The following is a 17,936-nucleotide window of genomic DNA, read 5'->3' as shown; positions in this document are numbered from 1 at the left end:
GATTTGAATTGCTTAATAATGAATCAAAAGCTGCTTTACATGTTATGCTTTCTTATAATAGCGATTTAGCTATTGCTCATGCATTAAAAGAAAAGTTATTAAAAATTACTGAAACTGCATCTTCTTCTAAGGAAGCTCGTACTTTATTAAAGGAATGGATAAAACTTGCTCAAAATAGTGGTCTTAAAGAATTCAAAAAATGTGCTGATACTTATATTAGATATTTCGATGGAATAGTTAATTCTTTTGATATTCCTTACACAAATGCTTGTATAGAAGGATTTAATAACAAGATTAAAGTTATTAAAAGAAATGCCTTCGGCTTTAAAAATTTTGATAGGTTTAGAAATAGAATACTTCATTGTTGTAACTAAATTTTATAAAATATTATATTTAAAAGAACCCAACTACCGTTGGTCTTTTTGTCATGCAAACTTTTAGGCAAACTCCCTCAAAACCAATTTATCTTTCTAAAATTCCTCTCAAATAAGAAAGGATAGGCATTCTAAATGAATACCCGCCCCAACTATTGACAAAGAACCTATTTAAAAAAACAACTACCGTTGGTCTTTTTGTGATGCAAACTTTTAGACAAACTCCATCAAAATCAATCTATCTTTCTGAAATCCTTCTCAAATAAGAAAAGACAGGCATTCTAAGCGAATACCCGCCCCAACTATTGACAAAGAGCCTAAAATCAAATCTCAGCAATTATTTTCAATAAACCATAAAAAAGGCAAACACATATTGTGTTTGCCTTTTTTGTATATTAATTTTGTGGTGCCACAACCTCAACAGTTATTGAATATGCTGTTCCATTATATATGAAATTAACCTTTGTAGTTCCTAATTCTACTGCTGTTATTTCTACATTTCCATTACCTGCTACAGTAGCAACTGCAGTATTTTCACTAAATGGAGTTACTCCACCTACTACCCTGAAGTCTTGTTCGTATTGATCTTTACCAAATAAGAATACCTCTAATTTTTTGCCTTTTTCTATTTTTACTGGTGACTCAACTGCAACTACTTTTTCATTATCTAGCTTACATACTTTTAATGTTGATAGAACTGCCTGAGGAACTTTATTATCAAAGTTTAGAGTAATTGTTGCTTCCTTAAGATTTGATGTTACAACCTTAATTGTTGCACTACCAACAAAACCTTTATTTGCTGTTACTTCATTGCCATTAACAGTTACACCTTCTGTTACTATCTTACCTTCAGCGTTCTTAATTTGGGCTACTGACCATGCTAAATCTGTTTCTGGCACAGCAACTATATTACCATTTGAATCCTTTGCAACAGCTTTTAGTACAATAGTTGCTAACTCATCTATTGTTGAATATAATGATGCAGGTTTACTATTATCAATTGCTATGCTTCCTATTATTTCACCAGCAGCCTTAACTGTAAATGTTTCCTTAGCAGTTGCTAGAACTTTTTCTCCATCTTTAACACTTATTGTTACTTCTTGAGTTCCAATCTTATCAGCAGTAACTGTCAATTCATATGTTCCTGGTACGTCCTTACCATCCTTTTGTACTTTTACAAAATCACCTAGTTTTACTATGTTAACAGTTGACTTATTAAGCGTTTCAATATCTACATTATATAAGTCTCCATATTGGTCTTTTACTTCAACCTTAACCTTAGCAGTTGCTCCAAGTGCAAAATACTTAGCTTCTGGAGTTAATGTAACTGAGCTTACCTTTCTAACTGCCTTAACTGTTGCATTAATTGTGCTTAGAGTCTTATCTCCAGCTTTAGCTGTAATAGTTGCTATCTTATCTACATCATTTGTACATGCATTTGCATCAACAACTAGTACAACACCTTGTGCTTCATTCTTATCTTCAACAATAACTATCTCTTTCTTATCATTTAGTTTATAATATTTTAATTCAGCTTTTAATCCTTCTACACCTGAAGTTGATACAGTAACTTCTTTATTATCATCATTAATTGTTGGTATATAATCATTTCCATATTGATCCTTAACTGTTAGAATTCTTGTAAATGGTTTTGCATCTTCACCATTTATTTTACCAGCGATCAGACCAGTTGTTATGTTATTTCCAAGGCTTAAAGTAGTTAGCTTTGCTTCATCAACAACTGTTAGATTTATTTGCTTAGAAACAGCACCTGAAACTAATGTAACTGTATAGTTACCCTTATTTGCTGCCTTAAAACCAATCTTAGCAACTTCTGTTTCTGCTGCAGGTGCTAATTCGTTTCCATCCTTATCATAATATTTAACTTCCATTCCAGCTGTAGCTACTTTTATTAAATTCTTTGCTAAGACTTTAATTACTTCACCATGCTTATTCTTAAATGTAACCGCCTTCTTAAGTTCAGCATTTGCTGTTAACTCATTAGTTTTTATTGAATCAACTTCAATTGATGCTACTGTTGGATTAAGTTCTGTTATAACTTCAATATTTTTATCAGCCTTAACAGTTGCCTTATCTAGTGATTCACCTACATATGGAGTTATTGTAAACTTACCAACCTTAGTTGACTTAACAACAACTACTATATCATTAGCCTTATTTTTGTCGTCTCCACCTCTTAATCTTGCTGTTACAACCACATCATTTTTAGAAACATCTACACTTGTCTTTTCTGCCTTTACATCAAATTTTAACATATCTGGTGTTAGAGCAGCACCATCATTTGGAGTAATCTTTGCAACAACAACTTCTTCATTGTTGTATGCTGCAGTGTATGATTCTGAAGTAACAGTTAAAGCTGATAGTTTTGCAGCACCTATTGTAGAAGTATATGTTACCTTTTGTCCATTTGCTAAATATGCAGAAATCTTAATATTTCCAGCCTTCTTTGCTGTAAAATTAAACACAGTTGCATCAACAGGAGTTGAATCTGCCACTATATTATCCTTTCCTTCTTCAACAACCCATCTTACTGAATGGTCTTCCATTGGATTTCCAAACTGATCCTTAACTGCAACAGTTAACTTAACTTGGTCATTTGCTGCTAGTGAAGTTACTTCCTTGTTATCATTTTCTCCACCAATATAAACAGCCTTTAGATTTTCAATAGTTGTAGCTACTGAATCTGCTGCCTTAACTACTGTAAACTCTTTAGTTCCAACTTCTATAGTGTTTTCTCCAACTTTATTAGTAAATTTTACAACCAGTTTATCTCCCTCTTTGAGAGCTTTATTTATTGTTACATATCCATCAGCTGTAACACTTTCAGCAAGTTCACTACTTGTTAATGGAACACCATTTAAAGTTGCTGATACTTTTAGGTTTGTAACATTGTCTTTAAGAGCTATATCTTCACCATATTGATTCTTTGCAGTAAAATATACTTTTGCATTTGAAATTGCAGGAACAGACTTTGTTACAAATTCAACATTCTTTATGTATGCATTTGCTATTCTTGCTTGGAAAGTATCCTTAGTAAACACTGCCCAATTTGCATTTACTTTGTAAGTAATAGCATCTACTAATTTACTATCTCCAACTAATTTAAACTTAGCTACTCCATTTAATAGAGTATCAGCTTCATATTTAGCCTTTAATTCTGCTTCTCCAGCCTTTAGTACTAGTTCTGAGTTAAGAAGTACCTCTTCTGTTACCTTTGCATCCTTTTCAAAAGTTACTTCTAATGTCTTATCATCTAAAGCCTTTACAGAAGCAACTTTATTTTTATTTGCAATTACTTCTTTTGCTATTGCATTTGCTACTTCTTTCACTGATTCCTTTGAAACAACCTTTCCAAATACAGTATATTTTGCCTTTTCAATACCTTCTACCTTAACTAATTCATTTTTAATTTCGTTTGATATAGTTTCTCTTACAAGAACTATTGCTGAATTACTTCTTGCTGCAAGAACTGCACCAACTAATGAATCTATAAGATTTCTGTCTGAACCCTTTGCAACATAGATATTATCAAACTTTAATTCTTCTTTAAACTTCTTTATAATTTCAAGGTTAGTTCCATATCTATCTTCACCAGCTAATCTTTCACCATTTACTTCATTTAAAACTGAATCTGATAATACTCCTTTACCACCTATAACATAATACTTTTTGTAATTTCCTTTATATTCGTCATTTACATCATCTTGTGACGCTAGTATTATTGGCCAACCTTTTGCAGCTGCAACAGGTGCAATTGATATTGCATCTGCCTTTTTATAACCATTAACTATAACAGCCACCTCAGGTTTTCCTTTTATTGCCTCAATTTGTTTTGCAATATTGTAAGCAGTCTCAAATCTGTTCTTTCCACCTAATTTAACAACCTTAATTCCTTCAGCCTCAAGAGCTGATAAAACTTCACTACCGAACACACCAGTTGCTATGTAAACATTCTTAGCCTTTAATCCTTTCATCTTAGCAACAACTTCTTCTGGTGTTACTGTCTTATGATTTAAAAGAATTATTGGTGCATTAAGAGCACTTGCAAGTGGAGCAGCTGTTAATGCATCTACTGTATTATCTACATTATCAGCCTCATAACCGGATGCTAAAACAACATTATCAAAAGCTGTCCCAAGTTTGTTTGCTATCGCATCTGATGTTTGATATCTAGTTTCTCCTGCAAGTTGTTCCACTTCAGCTTCTGCTGCCTTTGCAACCTTTGGCATTAATGCTGATGCATTCGTAGCAACTAAAGCTGATAGTGTTAAAGTACTTAACACTCTCTTTACCTTGTCGTTCAAAATTGACACCCCCTGAAAAATTTTAATATTGTAGCTTTTTATATATTTATATAAATATATAACAAGCTCAATTGTTAAATTTTATTGTTCATCTTTTTTACTGGTACTTTTAGAAAAATATACTTACCTTTTTATAATGTTAGCACAATGTGTAAATTATGTCAATACTAGATTTATCTTTTTATTTTACCATTGTACAAACCATATTGGTAATGCATATGTTTTATAAGAAAATTTATCCTTATACTTTGATTATATTTACCATCATTACCAGCGTCAACAGGATTTTGAGGGAAATATTGTCCATAATTATATAAAGTTTCTTATATTTGAAATTGATTTATATGATGGTATATTATATTGTTATTGGTTAATTATATATTCCATATTTTACTTATTTGTTAGAATTATATTTATTTATGACATGTTAATTAAAAAAGTAAAATAAAAAAAGAACTGCTTTTTTTTGCAGTTCTTATCTATTTAGCGCTGCCTTTACAAAGTCTCTAAATAGTGGATGTGGTCTATTTGGCCTTGATTTAAATTCTGGGTGGAACTGTGCACCAACAAACCACTTATGATTTGGTATTTCTACAATTTCAACAAGCTTATCATCTGGGCTTGTTCCTGCAAGTACCATTCCCATCTTTGTAATTTGACTTCTAAATTCATTATTAAATTCATATCTATGTCTATGTCTTTCATATATTATCTCATCCTTATAAGCCTCAAATGAGAAGGTACCTTCCTTTAGCTTACATGGATAAAGTCCAAGTCTCATTGTACCGCCCTTTTCATCAATATCCCTTTGTTCATCCATTAAGTCAATAACTGGATATGGAGTATTTGGATCTATCTCAGAGCTGTTTGCTCCCTTTAGTCCCACAACATTTCTTGCAAATTCAATTACAGCACACTGCATTCCAAGGCATATTCCAAGGAAAGGAACGTTATTTTCACGTGCATATTTTATAGCAAGTATCTTTCCTTCTATTCCTCTATCTCCAAATCCACCAGGAACTAATATTCCATCTGCATCCTTTAATATTTCTTCATAATTTTTTTCATCTACATCACATGCATTTATCCAATCTATTTCAACCTGTGCATCGTTATAAATTCCTGCATGTCTTAGTGCTTCAACAACTGACATATATGCATCATGAAGTTCAACATATTTACCTACAAGGGCTATTCTCACCTTGTGTTTTAGGTTCTTTAATCTTTCAACAATAGCCTTCCACTCTGAAAGGTCTATCTCCTTTGCATCTATATTTAGCTTCTTAATTACTAAATCATCTAATCCCTCTTCATGTAGCATAAGAGGAACTTCATAAAGTGTTGGAGCATCTAAGTTTTGAATTACTGATTCTCCATCGATATTACAGAAAAGTCCTATCTTGTCCTTCATTTCACGTGATAGTGGCCTTTCTGAACGGCAAACTATTATGTCAGGCTGAATACCTATACTTCTTAATTCCTTAACTGAATGTTGTGTTGGCTTTGTCTTTAGCTCTCCTGCTTTTCCAAGGTATGGCACTAAAGTTACATGAATAAATAATACATTTTCACGCCCAACTTCATACTTAATTTGTCTTATTGCTTCAAGGAAAGGTAAACTTTCTATATCTCCAACTGTTCCACCTATTTCAGTTATTACTACATCTACATCATTTTCCTTTGCAACCTTATATACTCTTGATTTAATTTCATTTGTAATGTGTGGGATAACTTGAACTGTTCCGCCTAGATATTCACCTTTACGTTCTTTTTGGATGACTGACCAGTAGATTTTTCCTGTTGTGACGTTGCTGTTTTTAGACAAGTTCTCATCGATAAATCTTTCATAGTGACCAAGATCAAGATCTGTTTCTGCTCCGTCATCAGTGACGAAAACTTCACCATGCTGATATGGACTCATGGTTCCTGGATCGATATTGATATAAGGGTCGAACTTCTGTATGGACACCTTTAGCCCGCGGGACTTAAGTAGTCTTCCGAGGGATGCTGCGGTTATTCCTTTACCAAGAGAAGAAGCTACACCACCTGTTATAAATATGTATTTGGTTGCCATGATAAGCCTCCTTTGTATTCAATTTATTTAACTTTTATATTTTACTTCATGTTTTTATTTTGTGCAAGAGGAAATTAAAGCTATTTAGCCCCATGAAGTATAATAAATCTTCATAGGGCTAATTACAACATATGTTTTAAATTATAGCCTATTCATAGTGTAGCACATAAACATGTCTTTCCTTTAGCATATCATCTGTAATCTCTATAAAAGACTTATCTAGTTTAGTATGAGGATAATATTCTAAAAATTTATCCACTGGATTTAGTTCAAATTTCAATGCTTTAGTCTTATAATGCATAGGTATTATTACTTTTGCATTTAGGCTCTCACATACATCTTTAGCAGCTTCTGCATCAATTGTATAAATACCTCCAACTGGAACTAGGAGCACATCAACATCTCCTATCATCTCAATTTGGGCCTTTGTTAGCCTATGTCCTAAGTCACCAAGGTGACAAACCCTTTTCCCATCTACCTCAAATACATAAACAATGTTATCTCCTCTTTTTGCCCCCTGCTCTTCATCGTGATATGTATGTACTCCCCTTATTGCAATATCTTTAATATAAAAGTTTCCGACTTTATTTACAACAGTAAAATCTCCACTTAAACAATCTATGAAATTATGGTCATAGTGATTGTGGCTAGTTGTAACTATATCGCAACTTACCTTAGGAAGTTTATATCCAACATTATCATCAAATGGATCTGTTACTATTCTTATTCCGCTTTTTGATGATATCTTAAAACAGGCATGGCCTAACCATTTAATTCGCATAAAACCCCTCCCAAATAATTCTATCTTTATTTGTATATATAATATCATAAATGGACTGGTTTTATGCAAAAATTTTAAAAAATTTCATAATTGGGTATATTATTTTTGTAGTTTATAATATTTAAACCCTATGAAAGATTAATTGTGCTTTCTCTAATCTTCCATAGGGTCTTAAAAATATTTTATTTAATTCCTCTTGCCACCATCTCCTGTACTATAAAGGAAGCTACATCCTCTGCAAAGGATCCTGCACCAAAGCCTGCATCATATCCTAATTCCTTTGCAAGTTCATGGCTTATTCTTGGTCCTCCAGCTACAAGTATCACTCTATCTCTAATACCTTCTGCTTCAACAAGTTCTACAAGTTCTGTCATGTTTGGTATATGAACATTCTTTTGAGTTACTACCTGTGATACTAAAATAGCATCTGCATTTACTTCTATAGCCTTTGCAACAAGCACCTCATTTGGAACTTGACTACCTAAATTATATACCTCTATCATTTGATATCTTTCAAGTCCATAGTGTCCCGCATACCCCTTCATATTCATTATTGCATCTATACCAACTGTGTGGGCATCTGTACCTGTACAAGCTCCAACTACAACAACCTTTCTTCCTATATTCTTTCTTATATATTCATCAACTTCATCCATGGACATAGTGTTTGTTTCAACCTTAGGAACAACAATCTTTGTTGCATCAACTGAATGTATGCAGGAACCATATACAACAAAGAAAGTATATCCAACACCTAAATCCATCATATAGGTTACATTTGGTTCCTCTATACCCATCTTAAGAGCAAGCTGTCTTGCTGCCTCCTTTGCCTCATCTGAATATGGAAGAGGAAGCGTAAAGGATAGCTGAACCTTTCCATCATTCATTGTATCTCCATAGGCTTTTACTCTTGTCTTATCAAAGGTTTTGTCAAAATCCTTCTTTTCCATTGAATAAAGACCACTACTCATTGTCAGCACCTCCTAACATTAGAGGTATAAATGCATTTATATAATTTTCTCCCTTTGTAAATACTCCATCTAAACCTCTTCCAGCATATCTTGAACGTTTAATATCAGCAAAAATTCCCTTTTCCAATGTTGTAAATAAGCCCTCACGTTCAATTTCTTCAAGAAGCATTGTTGCTTTATTTAATACCTCATTTGCTCTTCTTTCAACAATGCCTCCACGTTTAAATTCTATTTCATCTCCTATTGACTTCATGTTGTTGAATATATATCTAGCATTTTCAATTGAAAGTGCTCTATCTGATATAAATGGTGTATGAATTGCTTCAGTAAGCATTCCAAGAAGCTGTATTCCTTGATGCGTCCATATTGATACAACATTAAATAGTGCATCCTGTATATGCCCTTTAAATATGTTTCCTGTCATAAACTTAGTAGGTGGCATATACTTAAGTGGTGCCTTAGGGAATATCTGTCTTGCCATTTGGGCTTGTGCAAGTTCAAGCAAGAACCCATCCTTTAGATCTGGATTCATCTCAAATGCATGTCCAAGTCCCATTTGTTCTTCTGGTATTCCTGCCATCTTTGCAAACTGTTCATTTATAAACTGTGAAGCCAACACTGTATGAGCAGCCTCCACTGCATCTGCAGTAGTTAGATAGTTGTCTTCACCTGTGTTTATTATAACGCCTGCAAAACCATTTATAACTCTTGAGAAGAATTGGTCTACTATTGTTCTTTGCATGTTTATATCTCTAAACAATATTCCATATAGTGCATCATTTAACATTACATCTAATCTTTCCATTGCACCCATTGCTGCAATTTCTGGCATGCAAAGACCAGAGCAGTAGTTACACAATCTAATATATCTTCCAACTTCATAGGAAACTTCATCTAGTGCCTTTCTCATTATTCTAAAGTTTTCTTGTGTAGCATATGTTCCTCCAAAACCTTCAGTTGTTGCACCATATGGTACATAGTCAAGAAGGCTTTGTCCTGTAGTTCTAATTACAGCTATTATGTCTGCACCTTGTTTTGCAGCAGATTGTGCCTGCACTACATCCTCATATATATTTCCTGTAGCAACAATTACATAAAGATATGGTTTATCTCCTTCTCCAATTTTATTAATCATTTCTTCTCTTGTTCTTCTATTTGACTTTATTCTTTCAACCATTGGATAGGCTAATTCATAAGCCTTCTTTTGAATCTCTTCTATACTGTGTTTATTCAATTTTACAATGTTTAAATTCCCCTTTGCTACCTCTTCTGCAATCTCCTGTGGTGAAAGATTTGTTTCAAGAACAGCGTTAACCAAATAATAGGTTAATCCGTCCTCAAGTGCCCCATTTTCCTTTATATGCTCCACTATTCTATTTGGAAGTGGTACTCCATTTTCATCCACTCCATCAATTCCATATAATCTAGCAATAGTTCTCTCTATTGCTACAGTTGAGTGCACATCTATAAACTTCTGAGTATCCACTGCTATATTTCTTGCTGCTTCTCTTGCCCTTTTTATAAGCTCTTCATTTAAATGTATATATGCCATATTATCCCCCCTAATCTAAATATTTTTCTGCCAAATTTAAAATGTCACTATCAAACCCTAAAAGCCTTGCAACCTTGATTGCATCCTTTGGCACTTCATACTTACCATAAACTTCCCTTAAGGAATAGTCCATATATAAATTTAATTCTTTTAATGATATACTCTCTAAAGAACTATTTATCTTAAGTCCTACAACTTCATAGTGTCTTGCCTCATCATCTACCCCATCAAAATGGGTTGTAACAACTGCAATCGATTTTGTTTTATTAAAGTATGATAATATTGCCTTTAAAATTGCTCGTCCTTCCTTTGGATTTGTTCCTCTTGCTATTTCATCAATTAAAACTAATCCCCTTAAATCCTTATATTTTACAGCTTCATTTAAAGCAACAATTTCAGCACCAAAGGTTGAAAGGCCCGTATCTAGGGACTGCATATCTCCTGCCTCACAAAAATAGTAATCAAAAAGACAAGTTTTTAATTCTTCACATGGCACAAAGAATCCCATCTGAGCCATCATGCATAAAAGCCCTATAAGTTTTAACGATACAGTCTTTCCACCCATATTTACTCCAGTTATAACAGTGGATCCCTTTTTTAAATTTATTGAGATGGGAGTATATTTTAATCCTTTCTTTAAAAGTTCATGCTCAACCTTTATATGTCTTCCATTTAATATATTAACTTCAGTATCCTCAACTATTACTGGCCTTACAGATGACGTTTTAATCGCCAAACTTGCCTTTTCTAATAGAATTTCAAACTCACCAACTAAATTGGTTAGTTTATAAAAATCTTCTGCTCTATCTTTAATCCTTTCTGAAATATATTGCCTTATACTATACTCTTCCCTTTCCTCTTCTGAAATTAAGGTTTGTATATACTGTTCAATCCTCTCTCCCTCATCCCTAAGTTCAATAGAGAAAATAACATAATAGGGTGTTGATAGAACCTTTTTTAAATTTTGATCCTTTAAAGCTTCATCAATTAACTTATCTTCTTTTGAAATAACAAGTTCATTATTCTGCTTTACCTTAACAGCATATTTATTTTCAATATACCTTATCTTTTCTTGTCTTAACCTATTTAATTTCTGCTTGCATTCCTTTATCTCAAATCTTATTTTTTTTAATTTTTCACTATAGCTATCATATATATAAAAACTTCTACTATTCTGGCCCTCTATGTCTAAAAGATCTTCTATATCCTTTATCCTAAATAGTTTTAAGTCCTCTAAAAAGTTATTATCAACTTGTATCTTATATATTTCTCTTATATTAATTAAAAAATTTTTTATTTCAAACAGCTCCGATACCTCAAGTACAGCACCAGCTTGTGCTCTTTTTATTGATGTTCTTATTTCTTTTGTACATTCTAAAAGAGATAATATGTTGTTGTAATGGGAAGAGTTGTTTTTAATGAAAGAAATCAAAAATTCAATATAATCATATTGCCTATTTAACTCTTCAACATCTTTAAATAACTTTAGATTATTTAACTTCTCTCTTGCATAGGGGGTCTTTATATCAAGAAGAGATAGACAATAGTCCATTCCTACATTTTTAAATGTATTGTTTAAAATCATAGCCCCCCTCCTTCATATAAAACATCAAACACTTCAATAGGAAATAGTGCATTTTTCAATTCATTTAAAAACTTCTTAGGATCATAATAATACCCAAAGGGTGAAACTGGATTTTGGGTGACACATATCAAATTTATCTTATCTAAAACATATATATTGTTTCCTGTTCTTATGAAACTTTCATAATCCTCCCTTTGACAAAATAACTTTGTCCCATCTTTAACAATTACATCCACCTTAAGTCCCTTTAGCTTGTTTAAAAAACTACTTGTTAAACTTCCTGGAATAAATATATATTTTGTATATTCATCCACTTTATCTAATATTTCATCTTCTCTACCTAAAGATGTCTTAATACCTGTATCTATTACATCCTCTCCTATTAAAATAACATTATTAAGTTCAAAATCCCCTAACCTACTCTTTATTAATTCATCTACACACTTTAAGCTTAACATATCTACAACATGCTTTGTCTTTTTAATTGTTATATTCATATCCCTTGAAAGACTTGCACCAGTTGAAAGTATGCAAGCATCAGTTATAGAAGGTGATCCTTGGGTTTTTCTATTAAGTGCCCCATCAACTAGTACAACCTCTGCCCCAATATTTAGCATCATATCTGAAACGTCCTTAATCTCTTTGTTACTGTCTGGCCCTGCAATAAGAACAAAACCATCTCTTATTATTCTAACTATAACTATTCTTCCTAAGGACGTTGAAAAGGGTAATATATCTAAAATCTCATATTTAGCTGTAAAACTTTTTAGTGTCTCCTCTGCTGTTGCAATGAGTGTGCCCTCATAGGCGTAGATTTTTGGCTTCCTTGTTTTATATACTATATCCTTTCCTTCCCCATCTACGCCTATTGAGGTCAGGGAGACTATCTTTTTATTTAAATTACATATATTTATAAGCTCATTTAATACAACTGTCTTTCCAGTATTTTTACTCATACCTATTATTGAAATCTTTTTATAGGTATCTAAAGCACAAGCTAAATTCATCTATTCACCTTCTATTTATTGTGATAGTTCTTTGCCCTTTCACGTCTTAACAATACATCAGGTTCAAAGTTTAGCTTATCTCCACTTAAAAGCATTGAAACACCTGTTACTTCATCCTTTACCTTGCCACTACATACATCACAAGTACACTTTTCTTCTACATATTCTGGTTCTGTGTATGTTGTAATTACTCCTTCAAAGTTTCTTAAAACAACCCTCTTAGGAGATTGGCTAATTATATATTGTGGCATAACAGGAGTCTTTCCTCCTCCTCCTGGAGCATCCACAACAAATGTTGGTACACAGAAACCTGAAGTATGTCCTCTTAATCCCTCTATTATTTCAATTCCCTTTGATACTCTTGTTCTAAAGTGCTCAATTCCTTGTGATAGGTCACATTGATATAGGTAGTATGGTCTTACCCTCATTTTAACAAGCCCATGAACAAGTTCTCTTTGAATGTGAACACAGTCATTTACTCCTCTTAATAAAACTGATTGATTACCAAGAGGTATTCCTGCATCTGCTAACATTTCACAAGCTCTCTTTGAATACTCTGTTATTTCCTTTGGATGATTAAAATGTGTATTTAACCAAATTGGATGATATTTTCTTAGCATCTTGCATAAATCTTCTGTTATTCTCATTGGATTTACAACTGGTGTTCTAGAACCTATTCTTACTATTTCAACATGAGGGATTTCTCTTAGCTTTCTAATAATATATTCAAGTTTATCATCATCAACCAATAGCGCATCTCCACCTGATAATAATACATCCCTTACCTGTGGAGTATTTCTAATATATTCAATTGCCTTTTCTATCTTTTCCATAGGTAATGAGGAATCTGTCTGTCCTGCAAATCTTCTTCTAGTACAATGTCTACAATACATTGCACACATATCAGTTATAAGAAGAAGTACTCTATCAGGATATCTATGAGTTAATCCAGGTACTGGTGAATCACCATCTTCATGAAGAGGGTCACTCATATCACAGCTTGAAAAATTAAGTTCAGCTATAGTTGGAACTGCTTGTTTTCTTACTGGATCATGTGGATCATTAGGATCCATCAATGTTGCATAGTATGGTGTTATACCCATTCTTAAAGTTTTAAGACACTTTTCAATAGCCTGTTCCTCTTCTGGAAGTAAGTTTATAATCTTCTTTAACTCCTCAACAGTAGTAATTCTATTTCTAACCTGCCATTTCCAATCATTCCACTCTTCTTCTTTAACATTTTTAAATAGTTCAATATCCCTATAATCCCTCATCTTTATCCCCCTTTTTATGCATAAATGCTTTCAAATATCTCTCTTAAAATTTGGCTCTCTCTTAAAACTTGAAGTGTTATTTCTGCATGACCTTTTGTATAACCATTACCAATTATCATGTTTACATCCTTTCCTACTCCTTCTGCTCCAAGAGCCGCCTTTGTAAAGCTAGTTGCCATGCTGAAGAAATAAACTATTCCATTATCTCTTACTGGTAATATTGTAGCCATTTCTGTATTTGGAACATTTACCACATTGATTGCAATGTCCACATATCTTCCACCTGTGTACTCTAAAACTTTATTTAAAACTTCAACTGGTTGAGTTGCATCCCCTTCTATTACCACATCACAGAAATTTGTTTTCTTTAGTCTTTCTGCTGCTTCACCTGGTCTTGCAAATCCGATTACCTTTCCTGTTACTCCTGCACGCTTTTTAGCTTCATAGCAGCATAATAATCCACTCTTTCCTGCTGCACCAAGAATTAAAACATAATCCCCTGGTTTTACTAGCTTTGCAGTTTGAGCTGGAGCACCCGCAACATCAAGAGCAGCAAGTGCTAGAGTTTCTGGCATATCATCTGGTAGCTTTGCATATATGCCACTTTCAAACAAAATAGCCTTTCCTTCTATATCAACTTGGTCAATATCCTTCTTTACATTTAAAATTTTATCTATTCTAAGTGGAGTTAATGAAAGTGAAACTAATGTTGCTATTTTATCTCCTACTTTAAGATCAATCTTGCCCTCTAGATCCTTACCTATTTTTTCAACAACCCCAATTAACATTCCACCTGAACCTGTAACTGGGTTTTGGTGTTTTCCCCTTTCCTTTACGATGTTTAGCATAATCTCCTTAATCTTTTCTACATCTCCACCTGCTTGTTCTTTAATCTGTGTAAAGCTTGCAGAGTCTATATTTAATGTTTTTACATCTATTAGGATTTCATTGTCATAAATCTCCATAGTATTATCAATTTTAACTGCAGTTTGTGGTAATACTCCCTTTGGTTCAATTACTCTGTGTGTTCCGTATGGACAACCTCTCATAAAAAACCCCCCTATGTTTATTTGCATAATATAATGCAAAATACATGCCAAAAAAATTTTAAAATTCATCAACTAAAAAAACTGAAAATTCAGTAACTACATAGAAGCTTTTTTATTAATAATAATTAACTTTTGATAAAATTCTAACTATCATGATGAATTTTTGGCATCTATCAATTTCAATAACCCCTTTAAAATTTAATAATTAAGTTATAGAATTTGAGTTAAATTTATGGTAAAATAAAAATTGCAGAAAATTCTGCATTTTGTGCCGATTTTTAATCATCTATAGGGGGAGTTTTATTATGTTTGACAGCAATATATACGAGATTTTTGACAGTTTAGAAGATGGTATAACAATAATTGATGTAAAGGGGAGAATTGTTTTCTTAAATAAAAAAGCTCAAAAGCTTGATAACATAGATTTAAATGAAGTAGTTGGAAGACATGTTCTTGAGGTTTACCCTTCACTTTCACAAAGGACAAGCACCCTGCTTAATGTGTTAGAAACTGGAAACTCAATAAAGGACAATACACAAAGCTTTATAAATTTTAAAGGTGAAAAAATAACAACAGTAAATACTACTCTTCCTATTATAAAAAATGATAAAGTAGTTGGTGCAATTGAAATTTCAAGAGATTTAACTAGCGTAAAAAAAATTACAGATGAACTAATAAACTTAAAAAATCAACTCACAATAAAAAAGGATTCAAAAGATATTGAAAGAAAACTATACACCTTTATGGACATAATAGGTGAAAGTAATGAAATATTAAGTGTAAAAAATATTGCTATAAAGGCATCTAATTCTTCTTCACCTGTTTTTATATATGGTGAAACTGGAGTTGGTAAGGAACTTTTTGTACAGGCCATTCATACATCAAGCAGCAGAAGAAATAATCCATTCATTGCTCAAAACTGTGCTGCAGTACCTGAGCAGCTACTTGAAGGAATTTTATTTGGAACTGTTAAGGGAAGCTTTACAGGATCTGAAGATAGACCTGGACTTTTAGAACTTGCCGATGGGGGAACTCTTTATCTAGATGAACTAAATTCAATGCCCCTAAGCCTTCAAGCAAAACTTTTAAGGGTAATACAGGATGGAGTTATAAGAAGAGTGGGAGATATTAAAGAAAAGAAGGTAGATGTTAGATTTATAGCATCCACAAATCTACATCCAGAAGAGTGTTTAAAAAGGGGCCTTATTAGAAAGGACCTATACTATAGATTAAATGTAATATCTATAGAAATACCTGAACTTAAAAAAAGAAAATCGGATATTCCACTTCTAGTAAAACATTTTATAGAAAAATACAGCATTAAGTTAGGTAAAAGCAATCTAGGAATATCTGATGATGCAATGGAAAGCCTTATAAACTACAGTTGGCCTGGTAATATTAGAGAACTTGAACATACTATAGAAAGTATAATGAACTTAAAAGAAGATAATCTAATTACATTAAATGATCTACCTGAACATATTAAGGCATGTAAAGATTTTTCACTTCAAAACTGCATTGAACAGTATGAAAAAAAATTAATAGAAGACACATTGAAAATTTGTGATAATAACGTTAGTCTGACTGCAAAAAAGCTAAATATACCTAGACAGACACTTCAGTATAAAATAAAGAAATATTTTGGTAGTAATATAAAATAGTAACCCCCCATGAATACACTACATTCATGGGGGTAATTTTACTATTTTATATTTAACTCAAGCTTATTTATTATTGGATCAAGACCTGTTGCATGCATCTTATATTCTAAATAAACTTTAGCTCCTTTTTCATCTGCTTCAATGTTTACTTGGTTTGTTGAAATTGTAATCTCTAATGCTCCATAGGGAGTTGTATAAAAGGCTGTATGGCTCTCCCCTTTTTTAAACCTCAAGTCTGAAGTGGTTGTACCCCTTCTAATTATATTTAGACTATCTCTTCCAATAACTAGGGTAGTTCTTGTACCTTCCATCCCAGATATTTCTGATTCATCGTACTCTGCTATATAAACATCATTATCTTTATAATAAATACCTTCCGAGATTAGTTCAATTGTTTCTTCTTGTCCATCAATCAGCTGCTTTGTCTTAACTGAAATTAATCGTTTATTTTCCACGCTCTCATCCTCACTTTTTAAAATTTTTCTATATCTATTTTAGTTATATTTTCTATTTCTCTATTTAAAAAGTTTCCTCCAACCTTTTTAAACTTATCAGGGTTATCACTTACATAATAAGTATATTCTGGCTTTCTCTTTGATGTATTTTGAAGTCCATTTTCAAATAAAATACTCTTTAACTCAATGGCTGTTTCTTCCGCTGGATTAATCAAAGTAACATCTTCACCCATAATCTTTCCGATAACATTTGTTAATATAGGATAGTGGGTGCAACCTAAAACCAACGTATCTATTTCAAATTTCTTAAAAGGTTCAAGATAATCCTTGGCAATCATGTAGGAAACTTCCTTTTCTGCCCATCCCTCCTCCACAAGAGGAACAAATAATGGACAAGGTAATGAAAATATTTCTACTTCCTTAAAGAGCTTCCTAATTGCCCTTTCATATGCTCTACTATTTACGGTTCCTTCTGTACCTATTATTCCTATCCTACCTGTCTTTGTGGCACGAACTGCTGCATTTGCTCCTGGTTTTATTACACCTATAATTGGTACATCAAATTCTGAATTTAATTCATCAAGAGCCAAAGCTGAAGCTGTATTACACGCAATTACAATAGCCTTTACATCTTTGCTTAAAAGAAATCTTGAATTTTGTTTTGCAAATTTTGTAATAGTTTCTTGTGACTTACTTCCATAGGGAACCCTAGCTGTATCTCCAAAATACACTATGTCCTCATATGGCAATATCCTCATAATTTCTTTAACTACAGTAAGCCCACCTATCCCTGAATCAAATACACCAATAGGCCTTGTATCCAATTTT

The 17,936-nt window shown here is 32.7% G+C and carries 13 protein-coding genes; 2 read left to right on the top strand and 11 right to left on the bottom strand.

Going from position 1 to position 17,936, the window contains the following annotated elements; genetic code table 11:
- Positions 1 to 374 (top strand): transposase (locus TCEL_RS12680; protein ID WP_040683700.1); only part of this gene is annotated, 374 nt, incomplete at its 5' end.
- 395 nt (positions 375 to 769) lie between these two features.
- On the opposite strand, the gene TCEL_RS01040 is transcribed toward TCEL_RS12680, so the two are convergent.
- The 9 genes from TCEL_RS01040 to kdd all read right to left on the bottom strand — a co-directional run bounded on the left by TCEL_RS01040 (position 770) and on the right by kdd (position 14,992).
- The gene (locus TCEL_RS01040; RefSeq protein ID WP_018660248.1) at positions 770 to 4,699 is read right to left on the bottom strand and encodes a cell wall-binding repeat-containing protein; all 3,930 of its coding nucleotides are present in this window, start codon (positions 4,697 to 4,699) and stop codon (positions 770 to 772) included.
- Positions 4,700 to 5,174: 475 nt separating this feature from the next.
- On the bottom strand, positions 5,175 to 6,773 hold the full coding sequence (locus TCEL_RS01035) for a CTP synthase (RefSeq protein WP_018660246.1): 1,599 nt from the start codon (positions 6,771 to 6,773) through the stop codon (positions 5,175 to 5,177).
- Positions 6,774 to 6,921: 148 nt separating this feature from the next.
- Positions 6,922 to 7,554: an MBL fold metallo-hydrolase gene (locus TCEL_RS01030; RefSeq protein WP_018660244.1), complete on the bottom strand. Its 633-nt coding sequence runs from the start codon at positions 7,552 to 7,554 to the stop codon at positions 6,922 to 6,924.
- Between the two features lie 182 nt (positions 7,555 to 7,736).
- The gene (gene kamE, locus TCEL_RS01025; RefSeq protein ID WP_018660242.1) at positions 7,737 to 8,525 is read right to left on the bottom strand and encodes a lysine 5,6-aminomutase subunit beta; all 789 of its coding nucleotides are present in this window, start codon (positions 8,523 to 8,525) and stop codon (positions 7,737 to 7,739) included.
- Positions 8,518 to 10,077: a lysine 5,6-aminomutase subunit alpha gene (gene kamD / locus TCEL_RS01020; protein ID WP_018660239.1), complete on the bottom strand. Its 1,560-nt coding sequence runs from the start codon at positions 10,075 to 10,077 to the stop codon at positions 8,518 to 8,520. Before kamD ends, kamE begins: the two co-directional genes overlap by 8 nt.
- A 10-nt stretch (positions 10,078 to 10,087) precedes the next feature.
- Entirely contained in the window at positions 10,088 to 11,662 is a 1,575-nt protein-coding gene (kamC, locus tag TCEL_RS01015; RefSeq protein ID WP_018660237.1) for a lysine 5,6-aminomutase reactivase ATPase KamC, read from the bottom strand.
- Positions 11,659 to 12,669, bottom strand: coding sequence for a lysine 5,6-aminomutase reactivase subunit KamB (gene kamB / locus TCEL_RS01010; protein WP_018660235.1), 1,011 nt, complete (start codon positions 12,667 to 12,669; stop codon positions 11,659 to 11,661). Before kamB ends, kamC begins: the two co-directional genes overlap by 4 nt.
- Positions 12,670 to 12,680: 11 nt before the next feature.
- Positions 12,681 to 13,943, bottom strand: coding sequence for a lysine 2,3-aminomutase (gene kamA, locus TCEL_RS01005; protein WP_018660233.1), 1,263 nt, complete (start codon positions 13,941 to 13,943; stop codon positions 12,681 to 12,683).
- A 14-nt stretch (positions 13,944 to 13,957) separates the two neighbouring features.
- The gene (gene kdd, locus TCEL_RS01000) at positions 13,958 to 14,992 is read right to left on the bottom strand and encodes an L-erythro-3,5-diaminohexanoate dehydrogenase (protein WP_018660231.1); all 1,035 of its coding nucleotides are present in this window, start codon (positions 14,990 to 14,992) and stop codon (positions 13,958 to 13,960) included.
- Between the two features lie 305 nt (positions 14,993 to 15,297).
- On the opposite strand from kdd, the gene TCEL_RS00995 reads away from it, so the two are divergent.
- Entirely contained in the window at positions 15,298 to 16,653 is a 1,356-nt protein-coding gene (locus TCEL_RS00995; protein ID WP_018660229.1) for a sigma-54 interaction domain-containing protein, read from the top strand.
- Between the two features lie 41 nt (positions 16,654 to 16,694).
- On the opposite strand, the gene TCEL_RS00990 is transcribed toward TCEL_RS00995, so the two are convergent.
- Positions 16,695 to 17,108 carry a YwiB family protein gene (locus TCEL_RS00990; protein WP_018660228.1) on the bottom strand — a complete coding sequence of 138 codons (414 nt, stop codon included), beginning with the start codon at positions 17,106 to 17,108 and terminating at the stop codon, positions 16,695 to 16,697.
- Between the two features lie 17 nt (positions 17,109 to 17,125).
- Positions 17,126 to 17,932, bottom strand: coding sequence for a glutamate racemase (gene murI / locus TCEL_RS00985; RefSeq protein ID WP_018660226.1), 807 nt, complete (start codon positions 17,930 to 17,932; stop codon positions 17,126 to 17,128).
- Between the last annotated feature and the right edge of the window lie 4 nt (positions 17,933 to 17,936).

The sequence above is a fragment of the Thermobrachium celere DSM 8682 genome (genome assembly GCF_000430995.1).
GTDB lineage: Bacteria > Bacillota > Clostridia > Clostridiales > Caloramatoraceae > Thermobrachium > Thermobrachium celere.
Note: the sequence above shows the minus strand (reverse complement) of the source record. Positions and strands in the feature narration are given on the sequence as shown.